Source organism: Clostridium algidicarnis DSM 15099 (assembly GCF_002934235.1).
In the GTDB taxonomy this organism is placed as follows: domain Bacteria; phylum Bacillota; class Clostridia; order Clostridiales; family Clostridiaceae; genus Clostridium_L; species Clostridium_L algidicarnis.
Window position 1 is genome coordinate 24,344 of record NZ_PTIS01000016.1, and the last position, 14,638, is coordinate 38,981.

Annotated in this window: 8 protein-coding genes; 2 read left to right on the forward strand and 6 right to left on the reverse strand. The window is 30.4% G+C overall.

The features are described 5' to 3' along the window. Window positions 1-148: 148 nt before the first annotated feature. From BD821_RS10550 to rfbA, 4 genes are all read right to left on the reverse strand, one after another. Complete coding sequence (locus BD821_RS10550; protein ID WP_242971491.1) at window positions 149-3,985, reverse strand: Ig-like domain-containing protein; 3,837 nt, start codon at window positions 3,983-3,985, stop codon at window positions 149-151. Between the two features lie 155 nt (window positions 3,986-4,140). Further along, a complete protein-coding gene (rfbC, locus tag BD821_RS10555) occupies window positions 4,141-4,698 on the reverse strand; it encodes a dTDP-4-dehydrorhamnose 3,5-epimerase (protein WP_104410444.1) in 558 nt (185 codons plus the stop codon). 9 nt (window positions 4,699-4,707) lie between these two features. After that, a complete protein-coding gene (gene rfbB / locus BD821_RS10560; RefSeq protein ID WP_104410445.1) occupies window positions 4,708-5,763 on the reverse strand; it encodes a dTDP-glucose 4,6-dehydratase in 1,056 nt (351 codons plus the stop codon). A 62-nt stretch (window positions 5,764-5,825) separates the two neighbouring features. Further along, the gene (rfbA, locus tag BD821_RS10565; RefSeq protein WP_104410446.1) at window positions 5,826-6,704 is read right to left on the reverse strand and encodes a glucose-1-phosphate thymidylyltransferase RfbA; all 879 of its coding nucleotides are present in this window, start codon (window positions 6,702-6,704) and stop codon (window positions 5,826-5,828) included. 334 nt (window positions 6,705-7,038) lie between these two features. Between rfbA and BD821_RS10570 the strand changes: the two genes are divergently transcribed. Further along, entirely contained in the window at window positions 7,039-8,106 is a 1,068-nt protein-coding gene (locus BD821_RS10570) for an LCP family protein (RefSeq protein WP_104410447.1), read from the forward strand. Window positions 8,107-8,285: 179 nt separating this feature from the next. On the opposite strand, the gene BD821_RS10575 is transcribed toward BD821_RS10570, so the two are convergent. Then, entirely contained in the window at window positions 8,286-10,610 is a 2,325-nt protein-coding gene (locus tag BD821_RS10575; RefSeq protein ID WP_104410448.1) for a sensor domain-containing protein, read from the reverse strand. A gap of 454 nt (window positions 10,611-11,064) precedes the next feature. Between BD821_RS10575 and BD821_RS10580 the strand changes: the two genes are divergently transcribed. Beyond that, window positions 11,065-11,937, forward strand: coding sequence for an aldose 1-epimerase family protein (locus tag BD821_RS10580; protein ID WP_104410449.1), 873 nt, complete (start codon window positions 11,065-11,067; stop codon window positions 11,935-11,937). 44 nt (window positions 11,938-11,981) lie between these two features. On the opposite strand, the gene BD821_RS10585 is transcribed toward BD821_RS10580, so the two are convergent. Beyond that, window positions 11,982-14,582 (reverse strand): ATP-dependent DNA helicase, encoded by a 2,601-nt coding sequence (locus BD821_RS10585; protein WP_242971492.1) that lies wholly within the window; start codon window positions 14,580-14,582, stop codon window positions 11,982-11,984. Window positions 14,583-14,638: the final 56 nt, after the last annotated feature.

Sequence of the window (14,638 nt, forward strand, 5' to 3'; positions counted from 1 at the left end):
TCTTACTTATTATATATTATAGTTTCATCTTTATCAACCATCTCAATTAATACATAATATATATATCGTATTGGGATTCATTGTCACATTTTCAGAGGTAATCCCAATAAAAGGGATCACCTCTGAGGTGCTCCCTTTTATTGGTTATTTATTTTAATGTTCTTTTTACTTCTCTTGCAATATTATTTGCAAGTTCTTTTTGATTATTAGGATTTGATGCCCTTCTTGCATCTTCTAGGTTTGATATAAACCCACATTCAACAAGAACTGCTGGCATATTTGTTTCTCTTGTAACTCCAAGTCCTCTATCATGTTCTCTTCTATTGTAGTATCCCATGTTGCTTGAAACGCCATTCACAATATTTCTAGCAAGTTCTCTTCCTTTTATTGCTTCTTGTGTAGGGGTTAAATCCATTTGGAAGTCATACCAACCATATCCATTTGGATCTACACCCTTTACTATATCCACATTATCAAGGCCTGGCTTAAAGGAACTATAAAAAGTTGATACTCCTTTAGCATTAGAATCTGAACTGCTATCGTGATGAATACTTATAAACGCTTCTGCATTTAAATTGTTTGCTATGGTATATCTATTTGCTATGCTTGTATTTAAGTTATCATAAAGGAAGTCTAAAGGTCCCCTAGTCAAATAAACTGTATATCCTTCGTTTTCTAAGCTTTCTTTAAGTTTCATTGATACTTGCATATTAAGATCAGTTTCTGAATATCTTATCCCACCTATATTGGAAACCGCTCCATAGTCGCCACCATGATTATGACCTGGATCTACTACTATTACTCTATTTTGCTTTATTGTAAAATTAATTGTTCTCGAGTCTACAGTTCCATCATTGGATAATGCTTTTACTTCGATTTTATGATAGCCCTGTGACAATTTATCTATGTCCCTTAACTCGTACTCATATCCAGAAAACAAAGTATTTTCATATTCTTTAAAGGCATTTTGAACATCTGGTCTTATTTTGCCTATGGATACGTTACTTTGAGGTACACCATCTAACTCAATTTTTAATTCTTTAATTCCTGAATCACTTATAGCCCAACCTCTAAACATTATATTAGTTTCACCATAGAGGTTATCATTATTTTGAAAGGGTGCCTCTAAATACATCTTTGCATCTAATTTAATTAAATTAAAAGAATTAACTTTTTCAATCTTGTTATTTTTATTATCAGTAACTACAACCTTTACTTCATGATTACCAGCCTTTAGATTGTCAGTATTGAACTTATAACTAAATCCACAATTTTCTCCCACAGGATATCCTGGAAATAAATTATCTGCATCTGATCTTTTACTCCCATATTTAGAATTACCCACCTTAACTTTATCTATATATACCTCAACAGATTTTATATCATTTTGCGAAAGAGCCCAACCATTTACATCAATTGTTCTACCCTTTATATCTCCTAAAGGATTATCCAACCAGCCTCTCAATTCATCTGAAAAGATTTCAAAAGATTTGGTTTTAATATCTGTACTTCCATCATTTCCTATACACTCAATTTTAACTTCGTGGTTTCCTATGCTAAGGTTAGACACATCATAATCTAGTGTATATCCTGACTCCTCTGTATACTTATATTTAGGAAAAACTGCTTTAACATCAGGTCTATTCAACCCATACTTAGCATTTCCAATATACTTACCATCTATAAAGACCTTCACCTTTTGGATACCAGAATCATTTAGTGACCATCCATATATATTTAATTTTTCTTTTTTCATAACTCTTATTTCTGGAGAATCAATGTAGCTTAGCGGTTCAAGTTTTTTCATACTTATTTTTTTACTAACCTTTGTAGAGCTACCATCTTGCCCTACAGCCTCAACTGTTACTTTATGCTCTCCACGCTTAACGTTATTTGTAAATAACTTTATTTGGTATCCACTTGAAGCACCTTTTGAGTATAAAGGAAATACTTCATTAACATCTGGCCTACTTAACCCATATTCTGCATCTCCAGCGTAAATATCATCTATAAAAACTTTAACTTGTTTAACCCCTGAAGGATTTAGAGCCCATCCTCTAACAATCATTTGCTCAAAGATCTCTTCACCCTCTGATGGATCATCTATATACATCTTGTTACTAAGTCTAACTACTTCAATCTTTCTTATCATGGTTAAACTTTCACCATTATTCGCAATAGACTTAACTAAAATTATATGTGTTCCTGGAGGTATATTCTCATTTATCTCCAGTGCATACCCTGAATTATCTGAACCTGCATACCCCTTAAATACCTTAGTAACATCTGGTCTAGGTAAATTCATATTAGCATTACCTAAGAGCTTTCCATCTAAATAAACTTCTACATTTTTAATACCACTTTTATTTAAAGCCCATCCGTTTACTAATATCTTTGAATTTCCAAATATACCTTCTGGACTATTTATATCCATCATATGGTTTGCTTTTGCTATGTTAATTTCTTTACTTATTTCTTTCTTTGTTCCATCATTAGCCTTTGAAACTACCTTTATTACATTTTTTCCAGTGTTAAGCTTTAAGTTATCTATCGAATATTCATAGCCTGAATTTCCTGCATTTGTATATTCGGGATAATCCTTTAGAGCTTCCCTACTTTCTAATCCAAGCTTAGCATTTCCCAGTAAGGAATTATTTAAAAACACTTCAACTTCTTTAATATCTGATGAATCTAAAGCTATACCTTTTATTTCTAATGGGTCAAATCCATAAACGTTATCATCTAGATTAGTTTCTAATGTTACTATATGTTCTAATTTTTTAATTGAAATAACTTTTTCTTCGTAGATACTATTCCCAAAAGTATCTATAGCCTCTACTTTTATAGTATAGTTACCTGGTTCTATAAGTTTAGTATCTAAATCAAATTTGTATCCTGATTTATCTTCACTTGGATATCCAGGAAAAACCTTATTTACATCTGGTCTATATGTCCCATATTCAGCGTTTCCCATATGTTTATTATCTAAATAAACATTTATGTTCTTTATATTTTTCCCTGATACTGCCCATCCTGATAAACTAAGTTTATTTTTAGACATAACTTCTTTCTCACTCGGATAATCTACCCAAAGACGCAGTTTCAAATCTACCTTTTGAAAATTCTTTACTTCTGATATTTTATTTCCGTTACTATCGATGCTTTCTACCTTAATAGAATGATTCCCATAATCTAGGTTACTTATATCAACATCAGCTTTATATCCACTTTTTTCAACATTACTATACTCTGGATAAAGTTTTTTTAATTCTGGAGTTTCTATACCATATTCTGCTTTTTCTATAAACTTATTATCTATATACACATTTATACTTTTTATTTCATTTTCATTTATTGACCATCCAGTAATTAAAATACTTTTTTCATTTAAATACTTAGATGCATCTTTAGGTGAATTAATTGATAGTTTAGGTAATAATACTCTTTCTGAATCAGTGATTTTTATTTTTTCTGCCATTTTTACAATCTCATCACCATAGGATTTACTTGGAGCCCAGTTTCCACTTAGTTTTTCTACTGAATTTTCTACTTTCCCTATTAAATATGGAAAATGTCTTGGATCTGTAGTATCTTTTCTTGGATAACCCTCAGCACCAGCATATAAAGCAAGATGATCTAGATGTGCTTGTACACCTTTTTCCCAAGTGTCAAATACTTGATGATCCTCCGGCTTGTCATCTACACCTTTTGCTGTTTTCAATCCACATGGATTGTGGTAGCTATCATCAAGAACACCGCCAAAACGTCCATATGCTGTCTCTTTTGCCGCCTGGGCATAGGCTATAACAGGATCAACGCCACCATGACTACTTGCTAAATCCCAATAAACTTTAGCTAAATCAACAAATGTCGGAGTAGCCTTAGCTGCTTTTGCCCAAGTCTGCATTTGAGATAAGGTAGCAGATGGTGCGCCTATTATAGGTGTACTTTTAATCTCTACAGGCTTTACAATCATACCTTGCATGAAAAATATGACCATAGTTATTGATACGAGTTTTGTTTTAAATCTTTTATGCTTGATATTATCCCCCCCCTTTTAATAAAATTATAAGCTTTTCCTTTTTTATTGTCTATAATAAGTTAACTTTCTCTAAATTTTCATAGCATCTCTTAATTTTTTTAAAGTTGTATTTTATTTTCTTTTAATGTTCTAGCATTTTTATCCTTTTGTGATAAAATAACTTCTTTTATGTCCTCTATGGGCCACTTTATATTTATATCTTTGTCATCAAAAGCAAGTCCACCCTCGAATTCTGGATGATAAAAGTCAGTACACTTATAAACAAACTCAGCCTCTTCTGATAACACTAAAAAGCCATGTGCAAATCCTTCTGGCACATAAAACTGTTTCTTGTTTTCTTCTGTAAGTGTAACCCCGTGCCATTTTCCATAAGTTTTTGATGACTTTCTTAAATCTACCGCTACATCAAAAACTTCTCCTTTTATTACCCTGACTAATTTTCCTTGTTGATACTTAGTTTGAAAATGTAGACCTCTTAAAACTCCCTTTTTGGACTTAGATTGGTTGTCTTGAACAAATACCATATTTAAGCCTGCATTTTTAAATTCTTCATAGTTATAGGTTTCCATAAAGTAACCCCTATCATCTCCAAATAACGTAGGCTCTATAACCCACACATCATCAATGCGTGTTTTAATAAAATTAAATTTTCCCATAAATTTTTCTTACTTCCCTTCATACATTTTATCATAATACTTTTGATACTCTCCAGATGTTACGTTCTTCATCCAATCCTCATTATCTAAATACCACTTTATAGTCTTTTTTATTCCTACTTCAAAAGTAGTTTCAGGATACCATCCAAGTTCTTCTTTAATCTTAGTTGGATCTATACCATATCTTAGGTCATGACCTTTTCTATCTTCCACATACTTAATTAACTTTTCTGTAACCTCTTTGTCTACATTCTCATTTATGTATTCTATAACAGTCTTTACAATTTGGATGTTAGTTCTTTCATTATGACCTCCAACATTGTATACTTCTCCTATTTCACCGTTTCTTATAACCATATCTATAGCTTTACAATGATCTTCAACATAAAGCCAATCTCTTACATTAAGTCCATCACCATATACTGGCATGTCCTTTTTATGTGAACAATTATTTATTAAAAGCGGTATAAGCTTTTCTGGAAATTGATATGGTCCATAATTATTAGAGCATCTAGTTATATTTATTGGCATCTTATATGTATCGAAATAAGCCTTAACCATTAAATCTGCGCCAGTTTTACTAGATGAATATGGGCTATGTGGATCTAATGGGGTTGTTTCTACGAAGAATCCATCTTCCCCAAGTGAACCATAAACTTCATCTGTTGAAACTTGAAGATATCTTACGCCTTCTTTCCATCCATCTTCTGTAAGCCATGCGTTTTTTGTAGTGTTTAATAGATTAACAGTTCCCATAAAGTTTGTCTTAGCAAATATTTCTGGCATCTTTATACTTCTATCTACATGTGATTCTGCGGCGAAGTTTATTACATAATCTATTTCATATCTTTCGAATAATCCTTCAACAACTTCTTTATCACATATATCTCCTTGGACAAATATATGGTTTTCATTATGTTCTAAACTTTTAAGATTTTCTAAGTTTCCTGCATAAGTTAATTTGTCTAAATTTACTATTTTTATGTCTTTATACTTATTTAACATATATATAACAAAATTTGATCCTATGAATCCTGCTCCACCCGTAACTAAATAAGTTTTCATTAATAATCCCCCTTGCATAATTTTATTATCAATTATCATAAAAATCTATACATAAATGTATTTTATACTTCTAATCCTTCTTCAGCAATATTAATAAGATACTTGCCATACTCTGTCTTTTGTAGTGGCTTAGATAATTCTAATAATTGTGCCCGTGTAATAAATCCTTTTCTATAAGCTATTTCCTCTATGCAAGCTACATAAAGCCCTTGTCTTGTTTGAATAGCTTCTACAAAATTTGCAGCATCTAATAGTCCTCTATGCGTTCCTGTATCAAGCCAAGCCATTCCTCTTCCGAATAACTCTACTTTTAAGTTTCCACGTTTTAAATATTCATTATTTACTGCAGTTATTTCAAGCTCGCCCCTTGAAGATGGCTTTATGTTTTTAGCTATATCTATAACATCGTTATCATAAAAATAAAGTCCTGGTACAGCATAGTTTGATTTAGGGTTTTCAGGCTTTTCTTCTATAGATACTACTTTATTGTCTGAATCAAAGTCTACCACCCCAAAGTCTCTTGGATTACTTACATGATATCCAAATATTGTGGCTCCGCTTTCTCTTTTAGAAGCTCGTTCTAATCTTTCTGTAAAGCCATATCCATAGAAAATGTTATCTCCTAAAACTAAAGCTACCTTATCATTTCCTATAAACTTTTCGCCAATTATAAATGCCTCAGCTAACCCTCTTGGCTCATCTTGGACAGCATACTGTATGTTTAACCCAAGCTCACTTCCGTCTTCTAAAAGCTCTCTAAAGCAGCCTATATCTCTAGGTGTTGATATAATCAAAATTTCTTTTATACCTGCTAACATAAGCACTGATAATGGATAATACACCATAGGTTTATCATATATAGGTATTATTTGTTTTGATACTGATTTTGTTACAGGATATAGTCTAGTTCCTGATCCCCCAGCTAATATTATTCCCTTCATAATTAAGAATCCTCCTAAATATTTAAAGTAATTGTAACTTTAAATATTATAACTTACATATCAAACATTGTCTATTTGTAGAAGTGTTTTACAAGGCAAATGATATATCTTAGTTGGATCTATTATAAAATCAAATTCAGGGCATTATTAACGATGCTTTAAACTTATTTTTCTCTCTTACTTGTATAAAATTAATATCTTTTATTTTTATTTTTCAGATAATATGTAGTATAATGTAAAAGTATATACATTTATCTTTAACAAAGGAATTTAAAAAGACTGTAAATCAAAACTTCTGTTTATGAGCAATTAAAATGAAAAGAGGTATTTAATTATGTCTGGTAAGAGTAACAATGAAAATGGACAAACTGCTCCAATCTCTAGATCCGAAATAAAGAAAAGGGCTAACAAAAATCACTCAAAGAAAAATAAATCTGGTAAAAAAAAGAGAAATGTTGTAATTTATAGTTTGGTATTTATATTGCTATTTTTAGTAGGGCTAGGTGGATTTTATGTTTTTAACTTATTAGATAAGGTAAAGACTAATGTAATTTCTAAAGACTCTGACGACTTAGGTATAGAGGCTAATGTAAGTAGCTCTTTTAGCAACACAGATATTGTTAATATTGCCTTATTTGGACTTGATAAACTTTCAGATGATGAGCCTGGTCGTTCTGATGCTACTATGGTAATAACCATTGACAAAAAAAATGATAAGTTAAAAATGAGCTCTATAATGCGAGATAGTTACGTAAATATCGATGGTCACGGAAAAGATAAGCTTAATCATGCCCATGCTTTTGGTGGTCCAGAGCTTGCAATTAAAACTATAAACAAAAATTATAAACTTGATATTAAAGATTACGTTTCTATAAACTTTTCTAACATGGAAAAGCTTATAGATGCTATAGGTGGAGTAAATGTAGATGTTAAAAAGGAAGAAATTAATGAAATAAACACTACTTCTGTAGGTTCACCTACTTCTATTTCACACCCTGGTCTTCAAAAGTTAAATGGTATACAAGCTTTATCCTATAGTAGAATTCGTCATGTTGGCAATGGTGACTTTGAGAGAACTGATAGACAAAGAGTTGTTTTAAATTCTATGTTTGAAACAATAAAGTCTTCAGGTGCATCCCAATACCCTTCTATTGTCTCAAAATTACTACCTTTAGTTGAAACTAGTTTGTCTAAAACCGATATAATCAAACTTGGTACTGACGTTATAATGGATGGAAAGATGACTATAGAACAAGAAAGGTTCCCTGTAGATGGCTATTATAAAGATGGTGGCGAGATGATAAAAGGTGTTTGGTACCTACCTTTTGATAGCGAGGCTACCATAAAACAAATGCAGGATTATATATTTAATGATAAGAAGCCCGAACCTAAAAAGAACTAATTAAAGTCTTTGTAGATTGATCTTCCTATGAAGATCTTATAATAGATAATAATAAAAAAAGGTTAAAAGTATTTTTCGAAATACTTTTGACCTTTTTTTACTGATATATGTTTTGAAATTATTTATATCTTTTAACTACCTAATTTTCTGATTACTATGTATTTTTAATTCCTATGACTTTATATGTATGTTGTCATAAACTTTTCTACATCTTTTGCAGGTAGTGGTTTACTAAATATATATCCTTGGATATTATCACAGTTCATATCTTCTAGTAATTTTAATTGGTTATATTCTTCTACTCCTTCTGCTACAACTTTAATCCCCATATTGTGAGAAAGATTTATTATACCTTCTACTATGGACCTATCCTTTTTATTTTTATCTATGAAGTCTATAAATGATTTATCTATTTTTAATTTATTTATAGGCATAACGCTTAAATAATTTAAAGAAGAATATCCTGTTCCAAAATCGTCTAAGGCTAAGCTAAAACCTAAGTCCTTTAATCTGTTTAATAAAGACATGTTTTTTTCATAAAAATTCATAAGTATGCTTTCTGTTATTTCTATTTCCAAATCTTTTGGTGACAAGCCTTCTTGCTCTAATATATATAATATACCTTCTATCAACTGGCTATCATGAAATTGTATTGCTGATATATTTACAGCAACTGTTGAAACTTCTAGGTTTTTATCCTTCCAACATCTTATCTGCCTACATACATCTTTAATTACCCACTGACCTATATGTGATATAAGTCCGGCCTCCTCAGCTATAGGAATGAACTCCCCTGGCGATACAAAGCCAAGCTCTTCACTATGCCACCTAAGCAAGGCTTCATATCCATCCACCCTTCTAGTTTTAATGTTAATTTGCGGCTGATAATACATTACAAGCTCCTCTTTATCAAGGGCTCCTCTTAATGCCTTTTCTATTTTTCCTTTTCTTATTGTATCTTTTGACATTAACTTATTGAACATAGTGATTTGATTTCTACCATTTCTCTTTGATTCATAAAGTGCCGCATCAGCGTTTGTAAATAATCCTTTAGATGTAGATGCATGATATGGATACATACATATGCCAATACTTATTCCTGTATAAATATTAGTATCATTTATTTTTATTACCTTTTTAAAAGATTTTAAAATTCCCTCACAAATATCAATAGTTGACTTTATACTCCTAACATCCTTTATGATTACCATAAATTCGTCTCCACCAATTCTCCCTACAATAGCATCTTTAGGTACCATTTCTCTTATTGTGTGGGCTACATTTTTTATTACCTCATCCCCAAAATCATGACTTAATATATCATTTATAATCTTAAAATTATCTATATCTATAGATACAAGAGCAAACTTTTTCTTTTCTCCATTGCTCTCTTTTATAATCTTATCTAATTTTTCTTTAATTAAGGTTCTATTTGGTAATCCCGTTAGTGTATCATAATATGCCAGAAATTTTATTTTTTCTTGGTATCTCTTTCTTTCATCTATATCTGTAATAGATCCTGCTACCTTTAAAGGTATGCCCAAAGAATCTTTTAATACTTTTCCTCTATTATTTACCCATTTATAACTTCCATCACCAGTCTTTATCCTAAACTCACCTTCATAAGTATCCTTTTTACCTAGAATATGATCATTTAAAGCTCTTATAACACCTTTCACATCATCAGGATGCACGTATTTATGCATATTTCTAATATTATTAGTTTGATTTTCAAGTTTATTCCCTGATATACTTTCCCACTTATCAGATATAAAAAGTGAATTTTCTATTAAATCTAGCTCCCATATAGCGTCATTTACACCATCTAATGCTAGCTTATACCTTTCCTCACTAACCTTTAATGCCATTTCGCTGGCTTTTAGCCCTTGTATCTGATACCTTAGTTCCTCTTCTGTTGCCGCTAATTGATTATAAACTGCTGATAACTCATCGTAGCTTCTTTTAAGTGTCAATCTTTGATTTACTACTTCAGTTATGTCTCTATCAACGCCAGCTATATAAAGTATATTCCCTTCACTGTCTTTTATAGGTGATAATGTTAATGATACATTAATCTTTTGTTCATCCTTCCTATATCTTTCAGTTTCATAGCTCTTAATAACTTCACCTTTTTTTATATTATGAGCTAGCCATTCTACTTCTTCATGATTTTCATCTTTACTTATAATGGATATATCTTTACCTATTGCTTCTTCTTTTGTATACCCATATATGGCCTTAGCTCCTTCATTCCATCTAGTTATGGTTCCATCTAAATTGCTACATATTATAGCATCATCCAATGTAGTTATTATAGTCTCTACCTCGTATAACGCTTCTTTTAATGCATCATTTTCTTTATTTAAATTTAATAACTCTTTATTAACCGATCTTTTATATTTTCTTAATTTTACATTGTAGTATACTAAACCTACTAAAATTATAATTAAAACAATATATCCAGTTATAGCAAGAATGCTTATGTCTTTTAAATTGATGTTCATAATATTTTTTCCCCTTTATTATCAATAGCTTACCTATTATATAAATTAACTATTACCTAAATTAACTATTACCTGTTAATAGCCTTATATGTTATTCCTATTATATAAACTAATCATCCTTTTAAGGATTTTTGTTATTTTTTAATCTATCTATTATATATCGTATAAATTCACCAAACTTTTATAGCTAATTAAGTTATTAAGGATAATTTATTTTTATAAATGAAAATAGACAACCGTGGGGGCGGTTGCCTACAAGTGATGTGAGTTTAATGTAATTAATTTATTTTTTACTATTTTTATTGTTTTGTTGTTTATGCTATCATTATATAATATAAATTACTTAAAGTCCTTTCATTACCGTTACAAATTGATTACAAAATGGTTAAATTTACTGTATTAATATATTTATACTAGTATTTTGAGAAATAAGATGAAAAAGAGGGGTTTTTTTATGCATAATTTGGAAAATGATTTAGTTTCTATAAAAATTAAAGATATAGGTGCAGAACTTTGTAGTCTTTATGAAAAACATCATGACATAGAATATATATGGTATGGAGATAAATCTATTTGGGGACGTAATGCTCCTGTATTATTTCCTATTGTAGGCAAGGTAAAAGACAATACCTATAAGGTAAATAAAAAAAGCTATGCCTTATCTCAACATGGTTTTGCTAGAGATTGCAATTTTGATCTAATAGAAAAAACAGATACTAGCTTATGTTTTGAGCTTTTATATTCAAAGGAAACCCTTAAGATATATCCCTTTAAATTTAAGCTTCAAATAGAATATAAATTAATAAAAAATATCCTTGAAATAAATTATAAGGTTGTAAATTTAGATAATGATGAAATTTATTTTTCTCTTGGAGCTCATCCAGGTTTTAATTGTCCTTTATATCCTAATGAAAACTTTGAGGATTATTATTTAGAGCTTGAAAAAAATGAAACTTTAAATACGCTGTGCCTAAATTCAGATGGCTATTTTAATAATAAGTCAAAACCTTTTTTAATGAATGAAAACAAGATTTCTTTAAATTACGATATTTTTAAAGAAGATGCCTTGGTATTTAAAAATCTTAAATCTGAAAGTGTAACCCTAAAAAGCACTAAAAACCAAAGACAGGTTAAAGTAAGCTTTAAAGACTTTCCTTACCTTGGCATATGGACAAAAGGTGAAGATGCTCCTTTTGTTTGCATAGAACCCTGGTATGGACATGCTGATTTCGAAGATTTCACTGGTGAATTCAAAAATAAAGAAGGAATTTTAAAGTTAAATATAAATGAAGAATTTAATGCAAAGATGTCTATAGAGGTATCCTAAAAGGTACCTCTTTTTTAACCTGTTTTATTTTTAATTTTATAGGATTATTTTATTGTATTTTCTAATTCCTTTGGGTTCATTATTTTATTGTAGGGTAGCCACTCTTTTGGTAGTAAGCTTTGGTAACTTTTATAGTTGTACCTTTCGTCTATTAAAATCAATATGCCCTTGTCTTTTTCTGTTCTTATAACTCTTCCTGCTGCCTGCTTAACCTTATTCATGCCAGGATATATATATGCATATTCAAAACCTTTATTATTATTTGCATCATAATAATCCTTTATTATATCTCTTTCAATGCCAACCATAGGAAGTCCAACCCCCACTATAAGGGCCCCTGTAAGCTTATTCCCTACAAGGTCTATGCTTTCTCCAAATACTCCTCCAAGCACAGTAAATGCTAGAAGGGTATTCTCCCTTTCTTCTTTGAACTCATTTAAAAATTCTTCCCGCCTTTCTTCTGTCATGGATGTTTCCTGAACTATTATATTAATGATTTTATTGTTTTTATCCATGGTTTCGTTATTTTCATGCACAGTTGCATTATCTTCATCCACAGTTTCCTTTATATTATCCCCATGTAATTCTTTATAACATTCCAAAATTGAATTCATATATTTATAAGAAGGGAAAAAGATCATATAATTTCCCTTTTTACTATTACCTAGAGTATAAATATAATTTGCAATGACTTCATAGCTATCTTCTCTTTTGGTGTATTTAGTAGACACATTATTCACTAACAAAACTTCTAAATTTTCCTTTGGAAATGGTGAGTCCAGTCTTATAACATAGTCCTTGGGATCTCCTCCTAAAAGGTCTTTAAAATAATCCATAGGATCTAATGTGGCTGAAAAAAATACTGTGGAAGTTATAATTTCCATTACATTATTTATACTTCGAGAAGGGTCTACACAAAATATCTTTAACTTAAAATCTCCATTTTCAAGACCCCAATAAGTTACGTAATCTTTATTATAATTTTCTCCTATATTTAAAAAGGAATTAAAGTTAAAATATAATTCTAATATTTCAGCAAATCCTTCTGTATTCTTATTTTTAATTAGGTATTCTTCTGATTCTTTCATAAAATTTTTAAGAAGGGGGTATAGCTCCTCTGGTGGAGTCTTTTCTACTATAAACCTTCCTTTTTTATCTTCTAGCTCATGCCTTAAATTAATTAAGTAGGAATTTATACTATTTAAGGCTTTGTAAATCCCGTTAGATTTCCCCTTAATTATCTTCTTTCCAATCAAAACCTTGCTTTTTATAATTTCTGACGAAAACATTTCTCTAGATCTTTCTACCATATTATGCGCTTCATCTATAAGTAACAGATAACCCTCTTTACCTTTCTTTTGGTCTTTGTCGAAAAACCGTTTTAAAGAGGCACTTGGATCGAAAACATAATTATAATCGCATATTATGGCATCACAAAACAAGGATAGGTCTAATGAAAATTCAAAGGGACACACCCTGTGTTTTTTAGCATAACCTTCTATATTTTCTCTATTTAAATTATCTTCATTTTCTAGCATATCAAATAAAGCTTCGTTAACCCTATCAAAATGACCATCTGCATAAATACATTCTGACTTTGTGCAGATCTTTTCTTCGGTGAAGCAAATCTTATCTTTTGCTGTAATTGTTATGTTTTTTAATTTCAATCCATTTTTTCTTAATTTACCAAAGGTATCCTCTGCTACAATTCTTGTTGGGGTTTTAGCTGTTAGATAAAATATTTTAGATAAATACCCCTTTCCTAAAGCTTTAACCGCTGGAAAAATAGTTGAAATAGTTTTACCTATACCCGTTGGAGCCTTTGCAAATATCTTTTTGCCATCTCTTATTGTTCCGTAAACTGCTACAGCAAGTTCCCTTTGACCTTTTCTATAGCCTTTAAATGGAAAACTTATAAGTTCTATTGAACTGTCCCTTAAACTTTTCCACTCTAAAGTAAACATGGCGAACTTATGATAGCCTTTAATAAGTTCTAAAAAAAAGTCTTCTAGTTCTTTTATGTTAAACCTTTTTAAAAAGGTCTTAGTATCATCAGTGTCCACATTGTAATATATTAGCTCCACACTAGCCTTTTTTCCCGAAAGTTCTCTTTCTTTTTCATTTTCCATCAAGAACATATAGGCATAACATTTAGCTTGAGCCCAGTGTAGCTCATTATAATCAATATCAATTAAGGATAAATCCCTGGTAGTGCTCTTTATTTCTTCAATGGTTATACTTATTTCTTCTATGTCTTTCTTATCTATTTCTTTCTGTTCTATGTCTATCTGATCTATGTCTATCTGTTCTTGTTCTTGTTCCTGCTCACTACATATTTCAGATTTATTTTCCTTTATTAAAAGTCCATCTGCTCTTCCTTCTACAAGGATGGTTAAATCTTTATAAAATGTTTTATGACTTAAAAAGGCTTCTTTTTTATATTCAAAGCCTTCTCTTTTACTATAAGCTTCTTCTTTTATCTTTTGTAGTTTTTTATGAATCATTGTCCCTTGTTGAGCTCTTTTGCTACTAATAAAGCCGCTATCTATGCTTCCCCTTCTTAATACAAACTCAACTAGTTCTCTTACACTTATTTTTGACATATTATTTTCCGGGAAATAGGTCTTTTCTTCTTCTTTTATCATATTTCTACCTTATACAACGCCTTTCTAACTTTAATTTAGAAGCTTACCTAACTTCA